The sequence below is a fragment of the Pseudomonas sp. NFACC41-3 genome (assembly GCF_900109505.1).
Lineage (GTDB): Bacteria > Pseudomonadota > Gammaproteobacteria > Pseudomonadales > Pseudomonadaceae > Aquipseudomonas > Aquipseudomonas chlororaphis.
On record NZ_FOAE01000004.1, the window covers coordinates 415037 to 439219 of the forward strand.

Annotated in this window: 21 protein-coding genes; 9 read left to right on the forward strand and 12 right to left on the reverse strand. The window is 64.4% G+C overall.

The features are described from left to right. The first annotated feature begins 297 nt into the window (after positions 1 to 297). Positions 298 to 1614, forward strand: coding sequence for an MFS transporter (locus tag BMY68_RS20010; RefSeq protein ID WP_062823578.1), 1317 nt, complete (start codon positions 298 to 300; stop codon positions 1612 to 1614). 92 nt (positions 1615 to 1706) lie between these two features. Here the strand turns inward: BMY68_RS20010 and purT are convergent, their stop codons facing one another. From purT to BMY68_RS20035, 5 genes are all read right to left on the reverse strand, one after another. Then, on the reverse strand, positions 1707 to 2888 hold the full coding sequence (gene purT, locus BMY68_RS20015; RefSeq protein WP_009047140.1) for a formate-dependent phosphoribosylglycinamide formyltransferase: 1182 nt from the start codon (positions 2886 to 2888) through the stop codon (positions 1707 to 1709). A gap of 103 nt (positions 2889 to 2991) precedes the next feature. Next, complete coding sequence (locus BMY68_RS20020; RefSeq protein ID WP_009042319.1) at positions 2992 to 3459, reverse strand: VUT family protein; 468 nt, start codon at positions 3457 to 3459, stop codon at positions 2992 to 2994. Between the two features lie 86 nt (positions 3460 to 3545). Further along, entirely contained in the window at positions 3546 to 3758 is a 213-nt protein-coding gene (locus BMY68_RS20025) for a DUF1289 domain-containing protein (protein ID WP_085529908.1), read from the reverse strand. Next, positions 3755 to 4279 carry a gamma carbonic anhydrase family protein gene (locus BMY68_RS20030; RefSeq protein ID WP_007927713.1) on the reverse strand — a complete coding sequence of 175 codons (525 nt, stop codon included), beginning with the start codon at positions 4277 to 4279 and terminating at the stop codon, positions 3755 to 3757. The genes BMY68_RS20025 and BMY68_RS20030 overlap by 4 nt, the downstream gene beginning before the upstream one ends. Positions 4280 to 4346: 67 nt before the next feature. Continuing rightward, positions 4347 to 4946: a CoA pyrophosphatase gene (locus tag BMY68_RS20035; protein WP_007927715.1), complete on the reverse strand. Its 600-nt coding sequence runs from the start codon at positions 4944 to 4946 to the stop codon at positions 4347 to 4349. A gap of 147 nt (positions 4947 to 5093) precedes the next feature. Between BMY68_RS20035 and BMY68_RS20040 the strand changes: the two genes are divergently transcribed. The 7 genes from BMY68_RS20040 to nagE all read left to right on the forward strand — a co-directional run bounded on the left by BMY68_RS20040 (position 5094) and on the right by nagE (position 13691). Further along, positions 5094 to 5645 (forward strand): NUDIX hydrolase, encoded by a 552-nt coding sequence (locus BMY68_RS20040; protein WP_085529907.1) that lies wholly within the window; start codon positions 5094 to 5096, stop codon positions 5643 to 5645. A 47-nt stretch (positions 5646 to 5692) separates the two neighbouring features. Next, a complete protein-coding gene (locus BMY68_RS20045; protein ID WP_009042315.1) occupies positions 5693 to 6196 on the forward strand; it encodes a L,D-transpeptidase family protein in 504 nt (167 codons plus the stop codon). A gap of 295 nt (positions 6197 to 6491) precedes the next feature. Continuing rightward, entirely contained in the window at positions 6492 to 7223 is a 732-nt protein-coding gene (locus tag BMY68_RS20050) for a GntR family transcriptional regulator (RefSeq protein ID WP_085529906.1), read from the forward strand. Positions 7224 to 7280: 57 nt separating this feature from the next. Continuing rightward, the gene (nagA, locus tag BMY68_RS20055) at positions 7281 to 8387 is read left to right on the forward strand and encodes an N-acetylglucosamine-6-phosphate deacetylase (RefSeq protein WP_038581899.1); all 1107 of its coding nucleotides are present in this window, start codon (positions 7281 to 7283) and stop codon (positions 8385 to 8387) included. Continuing rightward, positions 8368 to 9390, forward strand: a complete 1023-nt coding sequence (locus BMY68_RS20060; protein ID WP_092160514.1) for an SIS domain-containing protein — start codon at positions 8368 to 8370, stop codon at positions 9388 to 9390. The genes nagA and BMY68_RS20060 overlap by 20 nt, the downstream gene beginning before the upstream one ends. A 30-nt stretch (positions 9391 to 9420) precedes the next feature. Next, a complete protein-coding gene (ptsP, locus tag BMY68_RS20065; protein ID WP_085529904.1) occupies positions 9421 to 11943 on the forward strand; it encodes a phosphoenolpyruvate--protein phosphotransferase in 2523 nt (840 codons plus the stop codon). Positions 11944 to 11969: 26 nt separating this feature from the next. Continuing rightward, positions 11970 to 13691 carry an N-acetylglucosamine-specific PTS transporter subunit IIBC gene (gene nagE, locus BMY68_RS20070; protein WP_085529903.1) on the forward strand — a complete coding sequence of 574 codons (1722 nt, stop codon included), beginning with the start codon at positions 11970 to 11972 and terminating at the stop codon, positions 13689 to 13691. A 78-nt stretch (positions 13692 to 13769) separates the two neighbouring features. Here the strand turns inward: nagE and BMY68_RS20075 are convergent, their stop codons facing one another. Together BMY68_RS20075 and purL are read right to left on the reverse strand one after the other, a co-directional pair. Further along, positions 13770 to 14081 carry a YqfO family protein gene (locus BMY68_RS20075; protein WP_007927731.1) on the reverse strand — a complete coding sequence of 104 codons (312 nt, stop codon included), beginning with the start codon at positions 14079 to 14081 and terminating at the stop codon, positions 13770 to 13772. 5 nt (positions 14082 to 14086) lie between these two features. Beyond that, positions 14087 to 17983: a phosphoribosylformylglycinamidine synthase gene (gene purL, locus BMY68_RS20080; protein WP_085529902.1), complete on the reverse strand. Its 3897-nt coding sequence runs from the start codon at positions 17981 to 17983 to the stop codon at positions 14087 to 14089. Between the two features lie 287 nt (positions 17984 to 18270). Here purL and mltF point away from each other — a divergent pair, with 287 nt between their 5' ends. After that, positions 18271 to 19731, forward strand: a complete 1461-nt coding sequence (gene mltF, locus BMY68_RS20085; RefSeq protein WP_009042308.1) for a membrane-bound lytic murein transglycosylase MltF — start codon at positions 18271 to 18273, stop codon at positions 19729 to 19731. A 109-nt stretch (positions 19732 to 19840) separates the two neighbouring features. Here mltF and pdxJ read toward each other — a convergent pair whose 3' ends face one another. The 5 genes from pdxJ to lepB form a co-directional block, all read right to left on the reverse strand. Continuing rightward, positions 19841 to 20584 (reverse strand): pyridoxine 5'-phosphate synthase, encoded by a 744-nt coding sequence (pdxJ, locus tag BMY68_RS20090; protein ID WP_085529901.1) that lies wholly within the window; start codon positions 20582 to 20584, stop codon positions 19841 to 19843. 127 nt (positions 20585 to 20711) lie between these two features. Then, positions 20712 to 21401 (reverse strand): DNA repair protein RecO, encoded by a 690-nt coding sequence (gene recO, locus BMY68_RS20095; protein WP_007932161.1) that lies wholly within the window; start codon positions 21399 to 21401, stop codon positions 20712 to 20714. Between the two features lie 124 nt (positions 21402 to 21525). Further along, a complete protein-coding gene (gene era, locus BMY68_RS20100; RefSeq protein WP_007932155.1) occupies positions 21526 to 22428 on the reverse strand; it encodes a GTPase Era in 903 nt (300 codons plus the stop codon). Beyond that, positions 22421 to 23110, reverse strand: a complete 690-nt coding sequence (rnc, locus tag BMY68_RS20105; protein WP_009042306.1) for a ribonuclease III — start codon at positions 23108 to 23110, stop codon at positions 22421 to 22423. Before rnc ends, era begins: the two co-directional genes overlap by 8 nt. Positions 23111 to 23323: 213 nt before the next feature. Then, the gene (gene lepB, locus BMY68_RS20110) at positions 23324 to 24178 is read right to left on the reverse strand and encodes a signal peptidase I (protein ID WP_007932153.1); all 855 of its coding nucleotides are present in this window, start codon (positions 24176 to 24178) and stop codon (positions 23324 to 23326) included. Positions 24179 to 24183: the final 5 nt, after the last annotated feature.

Below are 24183 nucleotides of genomic sequence, written 5' to 3' on the forward strand. Positions count from 1 at the left end.
ACACCGCGCAGGCAGACTTTGCGCCGGCTGCGCCGTCGAACGCAGGCTGCGCTAGCGGCTACAGGGCAGCAAGTCCCGCTTGTTTGATCGTTAGGGGCCTTCCTATAATCGATCCGCTTACCCAAGCCCCGCAGAACCCGCGTGCTACCCGCACCCAGCGGCTTCTGCCCTACTCCGCCCGTTTCCGTCCGGCGCCCGCTCCCACCCCCGAGCCGCGCCTGCGCCAAACCCACATCCCTGGGTGTTCGACCATAATAATTCGCTCCCATGGAGCACATGACTGTCAGGGATAACCGCATGACGACCAGCACCACTTACAGCGCCTCCGTGCCTGCCCAGCCGACCAACTCCGCCAGCCGCGTGGCCACCGCCAGCTTTATCGGCACCGCCATCGAGTTCTACGACTTCTACGTGTACGCCACCGCCGCCGCACTGGTGATCGGCCCGGTATTCTTCCCGCAGACGTCCGGCACCGCCCAGATGCTCTCGGCATTCCTGACCTTCGGCATTGCCTTCCTCGCCCGCCCCCTGGGCTCGGCGCTGTTCGGCCACTTCGGCGACCGGATCGGCCGCAAGTCGACCCTGGTGGCATCGCTGCTGCTGATGGGCGTGTGCACCACGCTGATCGGCGTACTGCCCGGCTATGACAGCATTGGCGCCTGGGCGCCGATCCTGCTGTGCCTGCTGCGCTTCGGCCAGGGCCTGGGGCTGGGCGGCGAATGGGGCGGCGCCGCGCTGCTCGCCACGGAAAACGCGCCCAAAGGCAAACGCGCCTGGTTCGGCATGTTCCCGCAGTTGGGACCATCGATCGGTTTTCTCGCGGCCAACGGCCTGTTCCTGACCCTGGCCATGAGCCTGAGCGACGAACAGTTCCGCTCCTGGGGCTGGCGGATCCCGTTCCTGCTCAGCGCCGCCCTTGTGCTGGTCGGCCTGTATGTGCGCCTGAAGCTGCATGAAACCCCGGTATTCGCCAACGCCATCGCCCGCCAGGAGCGGGTCAAGATGCCGCTGGTCGAGCTGTTCAGCCAGTACTGGCTGCCGGTGCTGCTGGGCGCTGCGGCGATGGTGGTGTGCTACGCGCTGTTTTATATCTCGACGGTGTTCTCGCTGAGCTACGGCGTCGCGACCCTCGGCTACAGCCGCGAAACCTTCCTCGGCCTGCTGTGCTTCGCGGTGCTGTTCATGGCCGCGGCCACGCCGCTGTCGGCCTGGGCCAGCGACCGCTATGGACGCAAGCCGGTGCTGATCATCGGCGGCCTGCTGGCGATTCTCTCCGGCTTCACCATGGAACCGCTGCTGACCCAGGGCTCGACCTGGGGCGTGGCGCTGTTCCTGTGCATCGAGCTGTTCCTGATGGGCGTGACCTTCGCCCCGATGGGCGCCCTGCTGCCCGAGCTGTTCCCGACCCACGTGCGTTATACCGGCGCATCGGCGGCCTATAACCTGGGCGGCATCGTCGGCGCCTCGGCGGCACCGTTCTTCGCCCAGAAGCTGGTGGCGATGGGGGGATTGAGTTGGGTTGGCGGGTATGTGTCGGCGGCAGCGGTGCTCAGCCTGATCGCTGTGCTGTGCCTGAAGGAAACGCGCAATAACGACCTGGACCAGGTCGCCTGAAAGAATGCTTCGCGAGCAAGCTCGCTCCTACAGGTTCAGCGCAACCCTTGTAGGAGCGAGCGGGCGGCGATCCGACTTGCCCGCGATGCTTTTTACAGTTCTACAACGACCGCCTGGGAAGCGCGGGTCGCCTTGGCCCGCGCGGCCTCGATCGACTCGTCGCGCGCCAGGGCCACGCCCATGCGGCGCTGACCGTTGACTTCAGGCTTGCCGAACAGGCGCAGGGCTGTATCCGGCTCGCTCAGTGCCGCGCCCAGGTTGGCGAAAGCGGTCTGGGTCGACTGGCCTTCCACCAGGATCACCGCCGAAGCCGACGGGCCGAACTGACGGATCAACGGGATCGGCAGGCCGAGAATCGCCCGCGCATGCAGGGCGAACTGCGACAGGTCCTGGGAAATCAGGGTCACCAGGCCGGTATCATGGGGACGCGGCGAGACTTCGCTGAACCAGACCTGATCGCCCTTGACGAACAGCTCGACGCCGAACAGGCCACGGCCTCCCAGGGCCTCGGTCACGGCCTTGGCCACGCGCTCGGACTCGGCCAGGGCTTTCGGGCTCATGGCCTGGGGCTGCCAGGACTCCTGATAATCGCCCTTCTCCTGACGGTGGCCGACCGGCGCGCAGAAGGTGGTGCCGCCGACATGGCGCACGGTCAGCAGGGTGATTTCGTAATCGAAATCGATGAAACCTTCGATGATCACCCGGCCCTTGCCGGCACGCCCGCCTTCCTGGGCGTAGTCCCAGGCCTTCTGCACGTCGTCGACGCTGCGCAGCAGGCTCTGGCCCTTGCCCGAGGAACTCATCACCGGCTTGACCACGCAAGGGAAGCCCAAGTCGTCCACCGCCTTGCGGTAGTCTTCGAAGGTGTCGGCGAAGTGGTAAGGCGAAGTCGGCAGGTCCAGCTCTTCGGCGGCCAGGCGACGGATGCCTTCACGGTTCATGGTCAACTGGGCAGCCCGGGCGGTCGGGATCACGGTGAACCCTTCAGACTCCAGCTCCACCAGGGTGGCGGTGGCGATGGCTTCGATCTCCGGCACGATGAAGTGCGGCTTCTCCGCCTCGATCACTGCGCGCAGCGCGGCGCCGTCGAGCATGTTGATCACATGGCTGCGATGGGCGACCTGCATGGCCGGCGCATTGGCGTAGCGATCCACGGCAATCACCTCAACGCCCAGGCGTTGCAGCTCGATCACCACTTCCTTGCCCAACTCACCACAGCCACACAGCAAAACGCGGGTCGCGGTTGGCGACAATGGAGTTCCGATACGGGTCATCTGAAGGTCCTCAAAAAGGAGCGGATCATCGAGGGTCGCGCACCAGGCGGGCGGCCCATGGGGAAGAAAGCGCGGCATTTTACATGAACCGCGCGCTTTGGCCTCAGCCGGCGCACGCCGCCTTGCGCAAACGCCAGGCCATGGCCAGCCAGACCACGGTCACGCCGGCGAACTTAGAACCCAGCGCGGTGAGGATCACGCCCGGGGTCAGCGCGTCGATCAGGCCGAAAAAGATAAAGGTGTCCAGGGGAATGCTCAACGCTGAACTTATCCACAGGCGGTCGTGCAGTGGGCGCTTGGTGATGCTGAACACCAGCCAATCGATGCACTCGGAGACCGCGAACGCCGTGGCGCTGGCCAGGGCGATGGCCGGGTCGGAGGTCACGTAGGACAGCACCAGCGCCACCAGCATGGCGACGAGCGCGCCATGACCGAAGCGGGTTTGCACCATGTCCCGCAGGACGAACACCAGCCCGCCCCAGGCCGACCAGATGATGTCCAGGTGCGGAGCGGTAGAAAAAGCGTAGTTGATCAGCACGACACTGCCGATATAGGCGATCAGGAAGAGCATGGGGCGAAAAGTACCTGTCAGTAAGGCGCACAGGGTACTTCAGGCGGGTGGGATGGGCCAGACGGGAGCTGGCCCGAGATAGCCGTCTAGCCGGACTGGGTGCCGATCATCCACAGCACCCCGCTGGACTTGGCGCGCTCATGACACAGCGCCAGCACCTCGCGGCGCTCGGCGTTGTCCATGCGGCTCCAGCGGGTGATCTCGCTCACCGTGCGCTGGCAACCGGTGCAGATATCGTCATCGTCCAGCGCGCAGATGCTCACGCAGGGCGAACGGACAGGTTTTTCGGGTTCGTTCATTGTTCTTGCTCGGCCAGATCGCGGGCGTAACGCTGGGAATTATGCACATAGTGCGCGGCGCTGGCTTCGAGCATCTTCTTCTGCTGCTCGGTCAGTTCACGGACCACCTTGCCCGGCGAGCCCATCACCAGCGAACCGTCGGGGATCTCCTTGCCTTCGCCGATCAGCGAGTTGGCGCCAATGATGCAGTTCTTGCCGATCTTCGCGCCGTTGAGAATCACCGCGTTGATGCCGATCAGGCTGTAGTCGCCGACGGTGCAGCCATGCAGCATGGCGTTGTGGCCAATGGTCACGCCGGTGCCGATGGTCAGCGGAAAGCCCATGTCGGTATGCATCACCGTGCCGTCCTGCACGTTGCTGTTCCTGCCGATCAGGATCAGCTCGTTGTCGCCACGCAGCACCGCGTTGAACCAGACGTTGGCCCCCTCCTCCAGCTTGACCTTGCCCACCAGCGTGGCATTGGGTGCGACCCAGCTTTGCGGGTGGGTTTCGACACGGGCGTCGCCCAGGCGGTATTTCATATCTATTGTCCTCAAGGCCAGGCAGGTTCACGTATACAGCAGGGTTCAGGCCATACGAGCGATGGCTTCAAATATTGATAAAGCTTTTGGGCGGCTGGTGCAGGCTGATCTGGGCGTCATACAGCAGGTTGATCAGCTCGACGATCATGATCGCCGTCAGGCCCCAGATCTTGTACTCGCCAAAGCGGTAGCTCGGCACGTACCAGCTGCGGCCCTGATAATCGATGCGGTGAGTATGCTCGCGCGGGTCCTGGCGGAAAAACTCCAGCGGCACGCTGAACACCGCGGCGATCTCGGCGTCATTGGCCAGGTATTCGACGTAATCGGGAATCACCCCGACATAGGGCGTGACCTTGATCCCGTGCAGGGAAATCAGCGGGCTCAGGGGGCCGATCACTTCCACCAGCCCCGGGGGCAGGCCGATTTCCTCTTCGGCTTCGCGCAGGGCGGTAAAAACCAGGTCGGGGTCTTCCGGGTCGCGGCGGCCGCCGGGGAACGCCACTTCGCCGCCGTGGGTGGACAATCCTTTGGCGCGCAGGGTCAGCACCAGCTCAGGCTCGTCACTGCGGGTAATGGGCACCAGCACGGCGGCCTCGGGGAAACGTCGATCCGTCTCCAGCGGTCGCGGCGTATGGTTGCTTACCCGGTGCAGTAGCTCGTCCAGCATGAGTCTTCTCGATCTGTCGACTACCTTGCATCATGCACCAAACAAACCGACCGCCCAAGCCCCGATCCACGCCATGTCGCGTAACGACAACTTGCCGACAAAGCCCCGTGCACGCCAAGATAGGCGCAGCCTTTTCGGATACCCAGCATGAAATTCTGCAGCCAGTGCGGTCACCCGGTCACCCAGCGCATTCCCGAAGGCGATTCGCGCCTGCGTTTTGTCTGCGACAACTGCCAGACCATCCATTACCAGAACCCGAACATAGTCGCCGGCTGCCTGCCGACTTGGGGTACCCAGGTGCTGCTGTGCCGGCGCGCGATCGAGCCGCGTCGTGGTTACTGGACGCTGCCGGCCGGTTTCATGGAGAACGGCGAGACGGTCGAACAGGCGGCGATTCGCGAGACGTTCGAGGAGGCCTGCGCCCGGGTCCGCAACCTGAGCATCTATACCCTGATCGACGTCCCGCATATCAGCCAGGTGCATGTCTTCTTCCGCGCCGAACTGGCGGACCTGGATTTCGCCGCTGGCGAAGAGAGCCTGGAAGTCCGGCTTTTCGAAGAAGCCGACATCCCCTGGTCCGAGCTGGCTTTTCGCACAGTCGGGCGTACCTTAGAATGTTTCTTCGCTGACCGGCGGAACGAGGACTACCCCGTGCGTTCCGAGTCCATTCCGCCCCTGGCTCAGCCTGCCCTCACTTAAACAACAAAACGTACGCGGCACCTGTGTACTCTTAGGGATATCGTTTCATGCGCTGGTTGCTCGCTCTTTTCTGCTGCTCGGTTATCGCGGTCTCCCACGCCTCCGCGACGGATACCCTGAACGGCAAGGTCATCGAAAAAGTCCTGGTCCTCAAGTCGGCCCATCAGTTGCAACTGATCAACGACGGCAAACCCATCAAGACCTACCGCATTTCCCTGGGTAAACGACCCAAGGGGCCGAAGCTCATGGAAGGCGACAAGCGCACTCCGGAAGGCTTCTACTGGCTGGACTGGCGCAAGACCAGCGACCGCTTCAACCTGGCCATGCATATCTCCTACCCGAACATCAGCGATTCCGCCCGCTCACGCCGCGAGGGCGTGGAGCCCGGCGGCATGATCATGATCCACGGCACTCCGGACAGCGAAGACTACCCCGAGCAGTACTTCCATACCCTGGACTGGACCGACGGCTGCATCGCCATGCGCAACGTCGACATGCGCGAAGTCTGGGGCCTGGTCCCGGACGGCACGATGATCGAAATCCGCCCCTGATTCCTCGCTGAAACGCCGCTAAAACACCTCAGTTACAAAAAAAATCGCAGGCCGCGCCGGCTTCGAAAGGTGAATACCAATTCCCGCTCGAAAAACCGCCGCCCCTGCGATTTTCGCATTCACGGCCAGACCGCCTTAATACCACTTACCCAAACCATCTCCACCAACGCCCATAAGGTGCCTGTTTTCGTGCGTTATCGTCACACTACTGGCGTTGACATGGTATTTAAGTGGTATTAGTTTTTGCCACATTACCGGGCGACAACAAACCAATAACGCATCGGAATCTCGACAGATGAACCACATCCTGGCCCTGCGCCCTGACGATACCCAGCCGACCCCGCTGTACCTGCAACTGGCGCGCAACCTTGAAGCCGCGATCCATGCCGGCCAGTGGAAAGCCGAACAGGCCCTGCCCTCGGAACGTAACCTGAGCGAGATGCTCAATATCTCCCGCGTCACCGCGCGCAAGGCCCTGGAAGTGCTGTTCGAACAAGGCCTGATCCGCCGCAGCCAGGGCTCCGGCACCTTCATTACCCCACGCCTGGAACAACCGCTGTTGCGGCTGTCGGGCTTCAGCGAAATGCTCCGCCTCAAGGGCTTCGTGCCCGGCTCCCAATGGCTGGAGCGGGAAATCACCACGCCGACCCACGAAGAACTGATCCGCCTCGGCCTGTCGCCGAACGACAAGGTGGCGCGCCTCAAGCGCCTGCGCAAAGCCGACGACACGGTGATGGCGATCGAAATGAGCACCCTGCCGGCCACGATCATTGCCCAGCCGGACGCCATCGGCGACTCGCTCTACGCCTACCTCGATGGCATCGGCCGCCCGGTGGTCCGCGCCCTGCAGCATATCCAGGCGATCAACGCCTCCGCCGAGTTCGCCGCCCTGGTGGGCATCGCCCCCGGCACCGCGATGCTGCTGATGACCCGCGTCGGCTACCTCGAGGACAACACCCCGATCGAAGTCACCGACACCTATTGCCGCAACGACTACTACGACTTCGTCGCCGAGCTACGTCGCTAAACCAGGCCGCCGAGCCAGGCCGCCGAGTCGCCAAGAACCCGTCCCAGAGAGCTGCCCATGTCCGAACACAACATCCTCACCCCGCAAGGCTGGATTCGCGGCCACCTGAACCACCGGGACGGCAAGGTCACCGGCATCGAAGGCAGCCCCTGCGACCCGGCAGACAACGACCTGCCCTACCTGCTGCCGGGCTTCATTGACCTGCATGTGCACGGCGGCGGCGGCAAGGACATCATGGAAGGCGCCCCGGCGTTCGAGACCATCACCCGCACCCACGTACGTTTTGGCACCACCTCGCTGCTGGCCACCACCATGACCGCGCCGACCGAGGAGATCACCCGGGTCCTCGGCGCCATCGGCGAATACTGCGAACAGCGCCCCAGCGGCAGCGCCCGGGTACTGGGCGTGCACCTGGAAGGCCCGTACATCAACCCGGGCAAGCTCGGTGCCCAGCCCAATTTCGCCCATACCGCGCTGATGGCCGAAGTCGAGGCCTACCTGCGCCTGGCGCCGATCCGGGTGATCACCATCGCCCCGGAAATCGCCGGCCATGACGCGCTGATCCGCGCCCTCAGCGCCCGCGGCATCCGCATGCAGATCGGCCACACCCTGGGCAGCTACGAGGAAGGCGTGGCCGCGCTCGACGCCGGGGCCACCAGCTTCACCCACCTGTACAACGCCATGAGCCCGCTGCATCACCGTGAGCCGGGCATAGTCGGCGCCGCCCTGGCCCACGCCCAGTACGCGGAACTGATCCCCGACCTGCTGCACGTGCACCCCGGCGCCATGCGCGTGGCCCTGCGCTCGATCCCCTGCCTGTACTGCGTCACCGACTCCACCGCGGCGGCCGGCATGCCGGACGGCGAATACAAGCTCGGCAGCCACACCGTGACCAAATGCCTGGGCGGCGTGCGCCTGCCGGACGGCACCCTGGCCGGCAGCACCCTGACCATGGACCAGGCCTTGCGCAACCTGGTGAAGATCGGCCTGCCTCTGGCCGAGGCGTCGCAACGCTTGTCACAGTTTCCCGCCGATTATCTCGGCCTGGCCGAACGCGGGCGCTTGCAGGTCGGCAGCTGGGCCGACTGCGTGTGCCTGGACCGCTCACTCACACTGACCGCCGTGATGGTCGAAGGAGAAGACATTGACTTCAAAAATGCTTGAAGAGGCGCTGTCCGCCGCCACGGCCGTCGAAGGCCAATTGCAGCACCTGGACCCGCAACTGATCGAAGTCGCCGGGCGCCTGAACCGCCAGCCGCCGCAAGTGGTGATGACCGTCGCCCGCGGCAGCTCCGACCATGCCGCCAGCTATTTCGCCTACCTGACCATGCAGCAGCTGGGTTTCCCGGTCGCGTCCCTGCCGATGTCGGTGGTGACCATGCAACAGGCGCCGCTGCGGGTCAGCGGCCAGGCGGCGTTCGCCTTTTCCCAGTCCGGGCAGAGCCCCGACCTGGTCAACAGCATGCGCCTGCTGCGCAAACGCGGGGCCTTGAGCGTGGCCATGGTCAACGCTCAGGACACCCCGCTGGAAGCCGCCAGCGAGTTCTGCCTGCCGCTGCACGCCGGCGCCGAACGCAGCGTGGCGGCGACCAAGAGCTTTATCGCCACCCTCAGCGCCAGCGCCCGCCTGATCGCCCACTGGAAACAGGACGCGCAGTTGCTGGAAGCCGGCCTCGCCCTGCCCCAGGGGCTGCGCGAAGCCGCGACCCAGGACTGGAGCCCGGCCGTCGAGGCCTTGCGCGATAGCCAACGGTTGATGGTGATCGGCCGTGGCGCCGGTTTCGCCATCGCCCAGGAAGCGGCGCTGAAACTCAAGGAAACCTCGGCGATCCAGGCCGAAGCCTTCAGCAGCGCGGAAGTTCGCCACGGCCCGATGGCGCTGATCGGCGATAACTACCCGCTGCTGGTGTTCGCCCCACGGGGAGCGGAGCAAGCCGGCCTGATCAGCCTTGCCGCCGACATGCGCCAGCGTGGCGCCCGGGTGCTGCTGGCGGCACCGGACGACATCGTCGAACGCGACCTGACCCTGGGCCGGGCCGAACACCCGGTCCTCGATCCGATCCTGGCGATCCAGAGTTTCTACGGCATGGCAGCAAGCCTTGCCGAGGCCCGGGGCATGGACCCGGACCAGCCACGGCACCTGAGCAAAGTGACCCGCACCCACTGAGCCTTTCCTTCAACGGATGAGTACTGCGCCATGCACAACAACAATAAAGACCTGACGCTCGGCGCTCCCTTGAGCGGCCCGGTGCTCACCCTCGCAAGGGTGCCCGACCTGGTGTTTTCCAGCGGCGCCATGGGCGACGGGATCGCCATCGACCCGCTGAACAACACCCTGCACGCCCCCTGCGCCGGCGTGGTGGTGCATGCCGCCCGCACCGGCCACGCGGTGACCCTGCGCGCCGACAATGGCGCGGAATTGCTGCTGCACCTCGGCCTGGACACCGTCCAGCTGCAAGGCGAGGGTTTCTCCATGCTGGTGCAGGAAGGCGCCCGGGTGAGCAGCGGCCAGGCCCTGCTGCGCTTCGATCTCGACCAGGTCGCGCGCAACAGCAAAAGCCTGATCAGCCTGATGATCCTGACCAACGGCGAACACTTCCAGACCCTGCCCATCACCCTGAAATCGGTGAAAGTCGGCGAACCGCTGCTGCACATCGTTCCACGCGCGGCCAATACGGCCCAGGCGGAAACGGGCGACACCTCGACCGACGCGGTGGAAGGCCAGACCCGGGTCAATCATCGCGGCGGCCTGCACGCCCGGCCGGCCGCGCTGATACGCCAGACCGCCCAGGGTTTCAGCAGCAAGGCGCACCTGCATTTCAACGGCAAGTCGGCGTCCTGCGACAGCCTGGTCAGCCTGATGGGGCTGGGGGTCGGCGAGCAGGACGAGGTGCGGGTCAGTTGCCAGGGCAAGGACTGCAAGGCCGCCCTGCTGGCGCTGCTGGACGCCCTCGCCACCCCGCTGGCCGAAGACGGCCATACCGCGGCGCCAGCGGTGAAGGCCGTCGCGCCCCAGCGCCCCGCCGAAGCCGGGGTGATCCAGGGCGTTTGCGCCGCCCCCGGGCTGGTCTGCGGGCCGCTGTTTCAGCTGACCGCCATGACCCTGCCGGAAGACAGCGGCGGTCACCCGCCACAGGAGCAACTGCAGGCGCTGGACCTGGCCCTGGACAAGGTTCGCAGCGACATTCGCGGCACCCTGGACCACGCCCGGCAACGCAAGGACAACCAGGAAGAAGCGATCTTCGCCGCCCATCTGGCCCTGCTCGAAGACCCGGCGCTGCTGGACGCCGCCCGCCAGAGCATCGGCCAGGGACGCGCCGCCACCCACGCCTGGAGCGACGCCATCGGCGAACAGTGCGAGATCCTGCTGCAACTGGGCAATGCCCTGCTCGCCGAACGCGCCAACGACCTGCGCGACCTGCAACAGCGGGTCCTGCGCGCCCTGCTCGGCGAGGCCTGGCATTACCAGTTGCCGGCCGGCGCCATAGTCGCGGCCCACGAACTGACCCCGTCCGACCTGCTGCAACTGAGCGAGCAAGGCGCCGCCGGCCTGTGCATGGCGGCCGGCGGCGCCACCTCCCACGTGGCGATCCTGGCACGCGGCAAGGGCCTGCCCTGCCTGGTGGCCCTGGGCTCGGAGCTTCTCGATGTGCCGCAAGGCCAGCAAGTGGTGCTGAACGCCGATCACGGGCGCCTGGAACTGACGCCGGACAGCGTGCGCGTCGAACAGGTCCGGCAGAGCCATCTGCTCCGCCAGCAGCGGCGCGAGCAACAACAGCAACAGGCCCAACTGCCGGCCAGGACCCTCGACGGCCAGGCGATCGAAGTCGCCGCCAATGTCGCCTCCAGCCAGGAAGCCCGGAACGCCCATGCCAACGGTGCCGATGGCGTCGGCCTGCTGCGTACCGAGTTTCTGTTTGTCGACCGGCATACCGCCCCCGACGAACAGGAGCAGCGCCAGGCTTATCAGGCCGTGCTCGACGCCATGGGCGACAAGTCGGTGATCATCCGCACCATAGACGTCGGCGGCGACAAGCAACTGGACTACCTGCCGCTGCCGGTGGAAGCCAACCCGGTGCTGGGCCTGCGCGGCATCCGCCTGGCCCAGGCCCGCCCGGAACTGCTCGACCAGCAACTGCGGGCCCTGCTGCAGGTCAGCCCGCTGCAACGCTGCCGCATCCTGCTGCCGATGGTCAGCGAGCTCGACGAACTGCTGCATATCCGCGAACGCATCGATTGCCTGTGCGCCGAGCTGGGAATCGGCCAGCGCCCGGAGCTGGGGGTGATGATCGAAGTCCCGGCCGCCGCCCTGCTCGCCGAGCAACTGGCCGAATACGCCGACTTCCTCTCCATCGGCACCAACGATCTGTCGCAATACACCCTGGCCATGGACCGTGACCATGCCGGCCTGGCCGCGCGGGTCGATGCGCTGCACCCGGCGCTGCTGCGGTTGATCGCCCAGACCTGCGCCGGCGCGGCCAGGCATGGGCGCTGGGTCGGCGTGTGCGGCGCACTGGCCTCCGACCCGCTGGCGACGCCGGTGCTGATCGGCCTGGGGGTCAGCGAGCTGTCGGTGAGCCCGCCACAAGTGGGCGAAATCAAGGAGCGGGTCCGCCAACTGGATGCTGCGCAATGCCGACGCCTCAGCCATGACCTGCTAAACCTGAGCAGTGCCTCGGCGGTGCGTCATGCCTGCCACCAACACTGGCCCCTGAGCTGAATAACAAGAACACCGGGAGACACGCCATGTACCAATTATTCATCGAAGGCCTGCAGCGCCTGGGCCGCGCCCTGATGCTGCCGATCGCGATCCTGCCGATCGCCGGCCTGCTGCTGCGCCTGGGCGACACCGACCTGCTGAACATCGCGATCATCCACGATGCCGGCCAGACCATCTTCGCCAACCTGGCGCTGATCTTCGCCATCGGCATCGCCGTGGGCTTCGCCAAGGACAACAACGGCACCGCCGGCCTGGCCGGGGCCATCGGCTACCTGGTGATGGTCGCGACCCTCAAGGTGCTCGATGCCAGCATCAACATGGGCATGCTCGCCGGGATCATCAGCGGCCTGCTGGCCGGAGCCCTGTACAACCGCTTCAAGGACATCAAGCTGCCGGAATACCTGGCGTTCTTCGGCGGGCGGCGCTTCGTGCCGATTGTCACCGGTTTCAGCGCCGTCGGCCTGGGGGTGGTGTTCGGCCTGATCTGGCCGCCGATCCAGCACGGCATCAACAGCTTCGGCCAGTTGCTGATGGAAAGCGGCAGCCTCGGTGCCTTCGTTTTCGGCGTGTTCAACCGCCTGCTGATCATCACCGGCCTGCACCACATCCTGAACAACATGGCCTGGTTCATTTTCGGCAGCTTCACCGACCCGGCCACCGGCGCCGTGGTCACCGGCGACCTGACCCGCTACTTCGCCGGCGACCCCAAGGGCGGCCAGTTCATGACCGGCATGTTCCCGATGATGCTGTTCGGCCTGCCGGCGGCGTGCCTGGCCATGTACCGCAATGCGCTGCCGGAGCGGCGCAAGGTGATGGGCGGGATTTTCCTGTCGATGGCCCTGACCTCGTTCCTCACCGGGGTCACCGAGCCGATCGAATTCGCCTTCATGTTCCTCGCCCCCATGCTGTACCTGGTGCACGCGCTGCTGACCGGCCTGTCCATGGCCCTGACCAACCTGTTGAACATCCACTTGGGCTTCACCTTTTCCGGCGGCGCCATCGACATGGCCCTTGGCTGGGGTCGCTCCACCAACGGCTGGCTGGTGTTCCCGGTAGGCCTGCTGTACGCGGTGATCTACTACCTGGTGTTCGACTTCTGCATCAAACGCTTCAACCTGAAAACCCCGGGCCGCGAAGACACCCCGGGCACCGAAAAAGCCGCCATGACCAACAATCAGCGGGCCGGTGCCTATATCCAGGCCCTGGGCGGTGCGGACAACCTGATAACCGTCGGCGCCTGCACCACCCGCCTGCGCCTGGAACTGGCCGACCGCAGCAAGGCGTCGGACAGCGACCTCAAGGCCCTGGGCGCCATGGCCGTGGTGCGTCCCGGCAAGGGCGGCAGCCTGCAGGTGGTGGTCGGCCCGCTGGCCGACAGCATCGCCGATGAAATCCGCCTGGCCATGCCCAGCGGCGGCAAGCCACTGGAACAGCCAGGCCCTGCCGCCGCGGCCTTCGAAACACCGCCAGCGGTGAGCATTGCGCCCCAGGAAGCCGTGAAATGGCTGGATGCCTTCGGTGGCAGCGACAATGTGCTGCAACTGGACTGCGTGGCCATGACCCGCCTGCGGGTGCAACTGGGCGACAACAAGGCGCTGTCGGAATGCCAGCTGAAGAACCTCGGCTGCCAGGGTTCCAGCCAGCTCGACGATGGTGTCTGGCACCTGCTGATCGGGGAAAAGGCCGCGAGCCTGGGCCAGGCGCTGGATAGCCTGATCAACCGCAGCGAGGTCAGCGTCAAGGTCTGACCCTCTCCTGCCGGAGAGCAGGCACAAAAAAGCCCGCTGACCGTTACCGGTTCAGCGGGCTTTTTCATGGGCGGGGCCTTAGAAGTCTTCCAGACGCCAGACTTCATAAGCCGGTGTCTCGTAGGGATGGCTCTGCTTGAGGGCCATCACCACGCTACGGATCAACTCGTCGGCCACCACCAGCTCGACTTTCCATTCCTGCACCTGCTCGACCAGGCCGGTCTGCCCGAGAAACGGCTGGCTGCCGTCCAACGGGCGAAACTGGCCCTGGCCCAGCACCTGCCACGCACACTGGTCGTAAGCGCCGATCCGTCCGCCACCGGCGGCGAATACGGCGTTCTTGACCACATCCACGTGGCTGGGCGGGACGAAAAAGCTGAGCTTGTACACGGGCCTTAGTTCACCCACACGCGAGCGTTACGGAACATGCGCATCCACGCCGCATCTTCGTTCCACTCTTCCGGACGCCAGGAGTTCTGCACGGCACGGAATACCCGCTCAGGGTGCGGCATCATGATGGTGACGCGACCGTCGCGGCTGGTCAGGCCGGTGATCCCGCGCGGCGAGCCGTTCGGGTTGGCCGGGTAGCTTTCGGTGACCTTGCCGTGGTTGTCGACGAAGCGCAGGGCCACGCAACCGGACAGGTCGGCTTCGAGCAGCGCTTCTGCGCTTTCGAATTCCGCATGGCCTTCGCCGTGGGCGATGGCGATCGGCATACGCGAACCGGCCATGCCCTGCAGGAAGATCGAGTTCGACTCCTGGACCTGGACCATCGCCACACGGGCCTCGAACTGCTCGGAGCGGTTGCGCACGAAGTGCGGCCAGAACTCGCTGCCCGGGATCAGCTCGTGCAGGTTGGACATCATCTGGCAACCGTTGCACACGCCGAGGGTGAAGGTGTCGTTACGCTCGAAGAAGCCCTGGAAGGCGTCGCGGGCACGGCTGTTGAACAGTGCCGACTTGGCCCAGCCCTCGCCGGCGCCGAGTACGTCGCCGTAGGAGAAGCCGCCGCAGGCGACCATGCCCTTGAAGTCGTTCAGGTCGACGCGACCGGCGAGGATGTCGCTCATGTGCACGTCGATCGCGTTGAAGCCGGCACGGTCGAACGCCGCGGCCATTTCCACCTGGCCGTTGACGCCCTGCTCGCGCAGCACGGCAACCTGGGGACGCACGCCTTTCTTGATGTAAGGCGCGGCGATGTCCTGGTTGACGTCGAAGCTCAGCTTGACGCTCAGGCCCGGGTTGTCTTCTTCCAGCAGGACGTCGAATTCCTGCTCGGCGCAGTCGGCGTTGTCCCGCAGGCGCTGGATCTGGTAGCTGGTTTCAGCCCACTGGCGCTGCAACAGGCGACGCTCGCCGGCGAAGATATTCTCGCCGTTGAAGCTGATGTTGATATGGCCGTTGTTGACCGGCTGGCCGATCACCGCCACGCAGTCGCCCAGGCCGGCGGCGCTGAACTGCGCCAGCACATCCGGGGTCGCGTCCTGGCGCACCTGGATCACCGCACCCAGTTCTTCGTTGAACAGGATGGCGGCGATCTCGGCCGAGGTTTCGGCCAGGGCGTCGAGGTTCAGGTTCAGGCCGCAGTGACCGGCGAAGGCCATCTCCACCACGCTGGTCAGCAGACCACCGTCGGAACGGTCGTGGTAAGCCAGCAAGTGACCGTCGGCGTTGAGGCCCTGGATCACCGCGAAGAAGGCTTTCAGGTCTTCGGCGTCATCGACGTCCGGGGCCTGCTTGCCGAGCTTGCCATGCACCTGGGCGAGGATCGAGGCGCCCATGCGGTTCTGGCCACGCCCGAGGTCGATCAGGACCAGATCGGTGGTGCCCTTGTCCATGCGCAGTTGCGGGGTCAGGGTCTGGCGGATGTCCGCCACAGGCGCGAAACCGGTCACGATCAGCGACATCGGCGAGGTCACGGTTTTTTCTTCGCCGTTGTCGTTCCAGCGCGTGGCCATGGACATCGAGTCCTTGCCCACCGGAATGGTGATGCCCAGCTCAGGGCACAGCTCCATGCCAACCGCTTTCACGGTGTCGTACAGCCGTGCGTCTTCGCCCGGGTGGCCAGCGGCGGACATCCAGTTCGCCGACAGTTTGATGTCGGAGATCTTGTTGATGCGCGACGCGGCGATGTTGGTCAGGGTTTCGCCGATGGCCATGCGGCCCGACGCCGGGGCGTCCAGCAGCGCCAGCGGAGTACGCTCGCCCATGGCCATGGCTTCACCGGTGTAGACGTCGAAACTGGTGGCGGTGACGGCCACGTCGGCCACCGGAACCTGCCATGGGCCGACCATTTGGTCACGGGCCACCAGGCCGGTGATGGTGCGGTCGCCGATGGTGATCAGGAAGCTTTTGCTCGCGACGGCCGGGTGATGCAGGACGCGCTCGATGCTTTCGCCGATGTCGAGGTTCGACGGGTCGAAATCGTCGCCCAGCTCGGCTTCGCGAACCACCGAACGGTGCATGCGCGGCGCCTTGCCTAGCAGCACTTCCAGTGGCATGTCCACCGGGCTGTTGCCGAAGTGGCTGTCCGTGACAGTCAGATGCGGTTCGGCGGTGGCTTCACCGACGACGGCAAACGGGCAACGCTCCCGTTCGCAGATGGCCTGGAAGCGCTCGAAGTCGGCCGGGCCGACGGCCAGAACGTAGCGTTCCTGGGATTCGTTGCTCCAGATTTCGTGCGGGGCCATGCCCGGCTCGTCGTTTGGAATGTTGCGCAGTTCGAAACGGCCACCGCGGTCGCCGTCGTTGACCAGTTCCGGGAAGGCGTTGGACAGACCGCCCGCGCCGACGTCGTGGATGAAGCTGATCGGGTTCTTGTCGCCCAGCTGCCAGCAACGGTCGATGACTTCCTGGCAACGACGCTCCATTTCCGGGTTTTCACGCTGAACGGAAGCGAAGTCCAGATCCGCCGAGCTGGTGCCGGTGGCCATGGAGGAAGCGGCGCCGCCACCCAGGCCGATGAGCATCGCCGGGCCACCGAGGACGATCAGCTTGGAGCCGACGACGATCTCGCCTTTCTTGACATGCTCTTCGCGGATGTTGCCCATGCCGCCGGCCAGCATGATCGGCTTGTGGTAACCACGAACCTCGTCACCGTGCGGGGTGGCGATCGACTGTTCGAAGGTACGGAAGTAGCCGGTCAGGGCCGGACGACCGAATTCGTTGTTGAACGCGGCGCCGCCCAGCGGGCCTTCGATCATGATGTCCAGCGCGGTGACAATGCGCTCAGGCTTGCCGTACGGCACTTCCCACGGCTGTTCGAAGCCCGGGATCTGCAGGTTGGATACGGTGAAACCGGTCAGGCCGGCCTTTGGCTTGGCGCCACGCCCGGTTGCACCTTCATCGCGGATCTCGCCACCGGAACCGGTGGATGCGCCCGGGAACGGGGCGATGGCGGTCGGGTGGTTGTGAGTCTCGACCTTCATCAGGATGTGCACCGGCTCCTGCACCGCGCCGTACTGGCGGGTTTCAGGGTTCGGGAAGAAACGGCCGGCGACATTGCCGACGATCACCGAGGCGTTGTCCTTGTAAGCCGACAGCACACCTTCGTTGTGCATCTGATAGGTGTTCTTGATCATGCCGAACAGGCTTTTTTCCTGGCTCTGGCCGTCGATGTCCCAACTGGCGTTGAAGATCTTGTGACGGCAGTGCTCGGAGTTGGCCTGGGCGAACATCATCAGTTCGATGTCATGCGGGTTGCGCTTGAGGCCCTGGAAGGCGTTGACCAGGTAATCGATTTCGTCTTCGGCCAGGGCCAGGCCCAGTTCGGTGTTGGCCTGTTCCAGCGCGGCGCGGCCACCACCGAGGATATCGATGGCGGTCAGCGGCTTCGGCGTGGCATGGCTGAACAGGCCGGCAGCCTGCTCCAGGTTGCCCAGCACGATCTGGGTCATGCGGTCGTGCAGAGTATCGGCGATCAACTGCGCTTGCGCGTCGCTGAATTCACCGGCCACGTAGAAGGCAATGCCGCGCTCCAGGCGCTGGATCTTGCTCAGGCCACAGTTGCGGGCGATATCGCTGGCCTTGCTCGACCAGGGCGAGATGGTGCCGAAACGCGGCAGCACCAGGAACAGACGACCGGTAGGTTCTTGCACCGGTACGCTTGGGCCGTACTTCAGAAGGCGCGCAAGCACCTGCTGTTCGTCGCCGGTCAGGACGCCGGTAACTTCGGCGAAGTGAGCGAATTCAGCATACAGGCCACTGACAGCTGGAACCTTCTGGCTCAGTTGCTCAAGGAGTTTGCTGTGGCGAAAGGCAGAAAGGGCAGGAGCGCCGCGCAGGATCAACATCTTCGGGACAGCCTCGGGAAGGGGGTGTGCTTTGAGGCCGTGCATTCTAGCCTAAACCGCCCGCGACGGCACCCGAAACGGCACGCCCGAGCGCGGCCAGACGTCGGCCCGCGCGCAGCCCCCTGTGACAAAGGCTCGTCAGGACCATTCAGCAGGGTTATTTCACCCCTCTCCACGGGCCGCGAAGGCCCATTCCCGAGGGCTCTGGCCGGGGGCTGGAACCTCTAGCAGACAAGCCCTTCGCTGTCGAGATATGGCGGTTGTTGTCCTTTGCGTATACTGCGCAGATGTTTTCCCCTATGGCTTTACGTCCGCGCTGTGCCCGATGGCTCATCGCAACCGGACTCTTCCTGATGCTCAGTGCCTGCGTTGAGAAACCCAGCACGCTCGAGCGAGTAAAGGAGGATGGCGTGCTGCGGGTGGTCACCCGTAACAGCCCGGCCACCTACTTTCAGGATCGCAACGGTGAAACCGGCTTCGAATACGAGCTGGTGAAACGTTTCGCCGACGACCTGGGGGTGACGCTGAAGATCGAAACCGCGGACAACCTCGACGACCTCTTCGACCAGCTGGGTAAACCTAACGGCCCGGTGCTGGCTGCTGCCGGCCTGGTCAGCAGCGAGAAACGCAAGCAGCAAGTCCGGTTTTCCCACACCTATCTGGAAGTCACCCCGCAGATTATCTACCGCAACGGCCAGTCCCGCCCCACCGATGCGGGCGACCTGGTCGGCAAGAAGATCATGGTGCTCAAGGGCAGCACCCACGCCGAGCAACTGGCCGAACTCAAGCTGAAATACCCCGGCATTCAATACGAAGAGTCCGACGAGGTCGAAGTGGTCGACCTGCTGCGCATGGTCGACGAGGGGCAGATCGACCTGACCCTGGTGGATTCCAACGAAGTGGCGATGAACCAGGTGTATTTCGCCAATATCCGCGTGGCCTTCGACCTTGGCGATGCCCGCAACCAGAGCTGGGCCGTGGCCGCCGGCGAAGACAACAGCCTGCTCAACGAAATCAACGACTTCCTCGACAAGGTGCAGAAGAACGGCACCCTGCAACGCCTGAAGGACCGTTATTACGGGCATGTGGATGTCCTGGGTTATGTCGGCGCCTACACCTTTGCCCAGCACCTGCAGCAGCGCCTGCCCAAATACGAGAAGCACTTCAAGGCCTCGGCCAAGGAAGAAAAGGTCGACTGGCGCCTGCTGGCGGCCATCGGCTACCAGGAATCCTTGTGGCAACCGAGCGTTACCTCCAAGACCGGCGTACGCGGCCTGATGATGCTGACCCAGAACACCGCCCAGGCCATGGGCGTGTCCAACCGCCTGGACGCCAAGCAAAGCATCCAGGGCGGCGCCAAGTACCTGGCGTACATGAAGGATCAGCTGGACGACAAGATCGAAGAGCCGGACCGCACCTGGTTCGCCCTCGCCGCCTATAACGTCGGCAGCGGCCACCTGGACGACGCCCGCAAGCTGGCGCAAAAGGAAGGGCTGAACCCGAACAAGTGGCTGGACGTGAAGAAGATGCTACCGCGTCTCTCGCAGAAGCAGTGGTACAGCAAGACCCGCTATGGCTACGCCCGGGGCGGCGAGCCGGTGCATTTTGTCGCCAACATCCGTCGCTACTACGACATCCTGACCTGGGTCACGCAGCCGCAGCTGGAAGGCGACCAGGTGGCCGAGGGCAACCTGCACGTGCCAGGCGTGGACAAGACCAAGCCGACCCAGGAAACCCCGCCGCTTTAAACCATCTGTAGCCGCTGCCGCAGGCTGCGATCGACCGGAGGTCGTGGCGATTCCAAGAACGCCGAAGCTCCTTCGGAGCTTGTCGCAGCCTTCGGCAGCGGCAACAGAGTCAGGCCTTGGCCGCCGCCAGGATCAGCGCCTTCATCTCCGCCACTGCGCCTTTGAAGCCGACGAACAGCGCATGGGCCACCAGCGCATGGCCGATGTTCAACTCATTGATGCCCTTGATCGCCGCGACCGCTTCGACGTTGTGGTAATGCAGGCCGTGGCCGGCATTGACGATCAGGCCCTGGCCCAGGCCGAAAGCCACGCCGTCGGCCACGCGCCGCAGCTCCTCGGCCACCTCGCTCGGCGTTTCGGCATCGGCATAACGCCCGGTGTGCAGCTCGATGGCAGGCGCGCCCACGCGGCGAGAGGCAGCGATCTGCCGCTCATCGGCGTCGATGAACAGCGACACTTCGGCGCCGATCTTCGACAGCCGTTCTACCGCCGCCTTGATCCGCGCTTCCTGCCCGACGACATCCAGGCCGCCTTCGGTGGTCAGCTCCTGGCGGGTTTCCGGAACCAGGCAGATGTGCGCCGGACGGATGCGCTCGGCGAACGCCATCATTTCCTCGGTGACGCCCATCTCGAAGTTCATGCGGGTTTGCAACACGTCCTTGAGCAGCAGCACGTCGCGCTCCTGGATGTGCCGGCGGTCCTCGCGCAGGTGCACGGTGATGCCATCGGCCCCCGCCTCTTCCGCGTCCAGCGCCGCCTTGACCGGATCAGGGTAACGGGTGCCCCGGGCCTGACGCAGGGTGGCTACGTGGTCGATATTCACGCCAAGAAGAATGCGATTGCTGGTGGTCACGGAAGCGCTCCTGAGGAGTTAGAGATTCGGTGCACAGCATATAGTGTCCGCCCGCGAAAATAACTGCCGGCTTTCGGTCGCACGAGCAAGCCAGGCAGGATTCGAGCGTATTGGCGCAATGGGACGACTAGGGCTTGCGAAACAATTCGCGACTGACCAAGGGCCGACCGCCCAGGTGTACCGCCAGTGCCTGGCGCATCAGGCGCTTGGCCGCCGCCAGCGCGCCGGGGGCGCTCCAGTCGGCTTGCGCCATGGCCAGCAGCTCGGTGCCGTTGAACAGGCCTGGTTGCAACAGGTGAACCTGCTCCAGGCCGGCGTCCACCTGCAGGCGGTACATGCCCTGCGCCTCAATCGGCGCGCCGTGGATATCCATGTCCAGGGCGAAGCCATAGCCCAGGTCGTCCAGCAAGCGCCATTCGAACGCGCGCAGCAAGGGCTCAAGGGCCCTGCCCTCGGCCAAAGCCAGCAAGGTTGCCGCATAGTGCTCGAAGATCGCCGGATGCGGGTCTTCGGCGGGCAGCAGGCGAATCAGCAGCTCATTGAGGTAAAGACCACTGAACAGCGCTTCGCCGTTGAGCCAGGTGGAGGTTCCCGCGCTTTCCATGCGCCCGACGTTTTTCAGCTCGCCGCGCCCACGAAATTCGACTTCCAGCGGCACGAACGGCCGCGCCAGGGTCCCGGCCTTGCCCCGCGCGCCGCGCAACACCGCGCGCAGCCGCCCCTGGGGCGTGAGGAAGTCCACCAATGCACTGCTCTCGCGATAGGCCCGACTGTGCAGGACATAAGCGGGCTGGCCGATGGGAGCGTTACTGGACATAGGTGTCGGGGGGATCTCAAGGCTTGAGAAAGTGACAGGTCCACGGGAAGGTTCGTTGAACCTTTATCGCCAGCGGCTCGCTCCCTACACGTTGCAGGAACGAGGCGCCGGCGACGGGGCAGGATTACAGGTCGCCGTAGCCCAGCGAACGCAGGGCGCGCTCGTCGTCGGACCAACCGCCTTTGACCTTGACCCACAGGTTGAGCATGACCTTGGAGTCGAACAGCAGCTCCATGTCCTTGCGCGCTTCCATGCCGATGCGCTTGATGCGCTCACCCTTGTCGCCAATGATGATTTTCTTCTGGCCGTCGCGTTCGACGAGGATCAAGGCATGAATGTGCAGGGTCTTGCCCTGCTGCTTGAACTCTTCGATTTCCACGGTGATCTGGTACGGCAGCTCGGCACCCAGCTGGCGCATGATCTTCTCGCGCACCAGTTCGGCGGCGAGGAAACGGCTGCTGCGGTCAGTGATCTGGTCTTCCGGGAAGAAGTGATCGTTTTCCGGCAGGTGCTTGGCGATCAGGCCTTCCAGGGCTTCCAGGTTGTGGCCTTGCTGGGCCGATACCGGGACGATCTCGGCATTCGGCAATTGCTCCTGCAACCAGGTCAGGTGCGGCATCAGCTCGGCCTTGTCCTCGATGCGGTCAGTCTTGTTGATCGCCAGGATCACTGGGCCCTGCACGTACTGCACACGCTCCAGCACCAACTGGTCTTCATCGGTCCACTTGGTGCGGTCGACGACGAAAATCACCACGTCGACGTCTTTCAAGGCCGCCGAGGCGGTCTTGTTCATGTAGCGGTTCAGGGCCTTCTCGTTGCTTTTGTGCATGCCCGGGGTGTCGACGTAGATCGCCTGGATGGCGCCTTCGGTCTTGATGCCGAGCATGTTGTGCCGAGTGGTCTGCGGCTTACGCGAGGTGATGGCCAGCTTCTGCCCCAGGATATGGTTCAGCAGCGTGGACTTGCCCACGTTCGGACGGCCGACGATGGCAACATAGCCACAGCGTGTTGCGGTTGTATCAGTCATGGCCATTCTCCACGCCCAGGGCAATCAGTGCTGCGGCGGCCGCTACCTGTTCGGCAATGCGACGGCTCACGCCCTGACCTCGGCTTTTTTCGTTCAGTAGGGTGATTTCACATTCGACGAAGAACGTCCGGCAATGGGGCTCACCCTGGATATCCACCACTTCGTAGCGGGGCAGTTCACAGGCACGCGACTGCAGGAATTCCTGCAGGCGGGTCTTGGGGTCCTTGTTGGTGTCGACCAGCGTCAGGCTGTCGAACTCGGACGTCAGCCAGGACAGCACGCGCTCGCGCGCGACCTCCATGCCGGCATCCAGGTAGATCGCACCAATCAGCGCTTCCAGGGCATCGGCGAGGATCGACTCACGACGGAAGCCGCCGCTTTTCAACTCACCGGAGCCCAGGCGCAGGTATTCGCCCAGATCGAAACCACGGGCCAGTACGGCCAGGGTTTCACCCTTCACCAGGCGCGCGCGCAGACGCGACAGCTGGCCTTCGCGAGCCTGGGGAAAACGCTCGAACAGCGCTTCGCCGGCGACGAAGTTGAGAATGGCATCACCGAGGAATTCCAGGCGTTCGTTGTTGCGCCCGGCAAAACTGCGGTGAGTGAGGGCCAGGACCATCAGTTCCTGGTCCTTGAAGGTGTAACCGAGCTGACGCTCGAGACGGCTCAAAGAAACGCTCACGGTTTACCCACGCTGAGTTCGTGGTTGAATTTCACCACCTTGGAGACAAGGCACGAGGTGCCTGTGGCAATTAACGCTGTGTTCAAATCCACATCCTGAATATCGTTGACTGCTGCTTCTGGTGACGCCTGGGAGGCTGCCGAACCTGGCGGGCCAGTGTTCTACAAGATCCAGAAAAGCATTCGGCGCTGTGTTCAACAGCGCCGTGTTTGATTACTTGATCAGGCCAACCCGCGAGAAATTCGGCAGGTGGCTGAGTTTCGGTTCGGGCCAGCTCATCCAGACTGCGAAGGCCTTGCCGACGATATTCTTGTCGGGAACCATGCCCAGCAGGTCCTTGGGAATGCTTGGGTCATCCCAGTAGCGGCTGTCGTTCGAGTTGTCGCGGTTGTCGCCCATCATGAAGTAGTGCCCGGCAGGCACGGTCCATTGACGATCCGGGGTGGCCCGGTAGCGGCTCATTTCCTTGCGGATCAGGTGCTCGGCGGCGCCGAGTTTTTCCTTGTAGAGCTCCGCGCTGCCCAGGGTACCCGGCTCGGAGCCGACCAGTTGCTCGGCGACCGACTGGCCGTTGACCAGCAGGCGCTTGTCGCTGGTGTAGCGCACTTCGTCGCCCGGCAGGCCGACCACACGCTTGATGTAGTTGACGTTCGGATCGCTCGGGTAGCGGAACACCATCACATCGCCGCGCTGCGGATCACCGACCTCGATGATTTTCTTGTCGATCACCGGCAGGCGGATCCCGTAAGAAAACTTGTTCACCAGGATGAAGTCGCCCACATCCAGGGTCGGTTTCATCGATCCCGAAGGAATCTGAAACGGTTCCACCAGAAACGAACGCAGCACCAGCACGATGAACAGCACCGGAAAGAACGATTTGCCGTACTCGACCAGCATCGGCTCCTTGTTCAGTTTCTCGATGACCAGTCCATCCGGCTGGCTGACGCTGCCCTGATAGTTGGTAATGGCGGCACGCCGACGCGGCGCCAGAAAGACCAGATCGAGCAACGCCAACAGACCGCAGACGGCGACGGCGATGACCAGCAACAGCGGGAAATTTAGTGACATAGGAC

Excerpts from the sequence above, each read along its gene's own strand:
- BMY68_RS20010 (WP_062823578.1), top strand. The coding sequence starts at position 298 with ATGACGACCAGCACCACTTACAGCGCCTCCGTGCCTGCCCAGCCGACC.
- purT (WP_009047140.1), bottom strand. The coding sequence starts at position 2,888 with ATGACCCGTATCGGAACTCCATTGTCGCCAACCGCGACCCGCGTTTTG.
- BMY68_RS20020 (WP_009042319.1), bottom strand. The coding sequence starts at position 3,459 with ATGCTCTTCCTGATCGCCTATATCGGCAGTGTCGTGCTGATCAACTAC.
- BMY68_RS20025 (WP_085529908.1), bottom strand. The coding sequence starts at position 3,758 with ATGAACGAACCCGAAAAACCTGTCCGTTCGCCCTGCGTGAGCATCTGC.
- BMY68_RS20030 (WP_007927713.1), bottom strand. The coding sequence starts at position 4,279 with ATGAAATACCGCCTGGGCGACGCCCGTGTCGAAACCCACCCGCAAAGC.
- BMY68_RS20035 (WP_007927715.1), bottom strand. The coding sequence starts at position 4,946 with ATGCTGGACGAGCTACTGCACCGGGTAAGCAACCATACGCCGCGACCG.
- BMY68_RS20040 (WP_085529907.1), top strand. The coding sequence starts at position 5,094 with ATGAAATTCTGCAGCCAGTGCGGTCACCCGGTCACCCAGCGCATTCCC.
- BMY68_RS20045 (WP_009042315.1), top strand. The coding sequence starts at position 5,693 with ATGCGCTGGTTGCTCGCTCTTTTCTGCTGCTCGGTTATCGCGGTCTCC.
- BMY68_RS20050 (WP_085529906.1), top strand. The coding sequence starts at position 6,492 with ATGAACCACATCCTGGCCCTGCGCCCTGACGATACCCAGCCGACCCCG.
- nagA (WP_038581899.1), top strand. The coding sequence starts at position 7,281 with ATGTCCGAACACAACATCCTCACCCCGCAAGGCTGGATTCGCGGCCAC.
- ptsP (WP_085529904.1), top strand. The coding sequence starts at position 9,421 with ATGCACAACAACAATAAAGACCTGACGCTCGGCGCTCCCTTGAGCGGC.
- nagE (WP_085529903.1), top strand. The coding sequence starts at position 11,970 with ATGTACCAATTATTCATCGAAGGCCTGCAGCGCCTGGGCCGCGCCCTG.
- purL (WP_085529902.1), bottom strand. The coding sequence starts at position 17,983 with ATGTTGATCCTGCGCGGCGCTCCTGCCCTTTCTGCCTTTCGCCACAGC.
- mltF (WP_009042308.1), top strand. The coding sequence starts at position 18,271 with ATGTTTTCCCCTATGGCTTTACGTCCGCGCTGTGCCCGATGGCTCATC.
- recO (WP_007932161.1), bottom strand. The coding sequence starts at position 21,401 with ATGTCCAGTAACGCTCCCATCGGCCAGCCCGCTTATGTCCTGCACAGT.
- era (WP_007932155.1), bottom strand. The coding sequence starts at position 22,428 with ATGACTGATACAACCGCAACACGCTGTGGCTATGTTGCCATCGTCGGC.
- lepB (WP_007932153.1), bottom strand. The coding sequence starts at position 24,178 with ATGTCACTAAATTTCCCGCTGTTGCTGGTCATCGCCGTCGCCGTCTGC.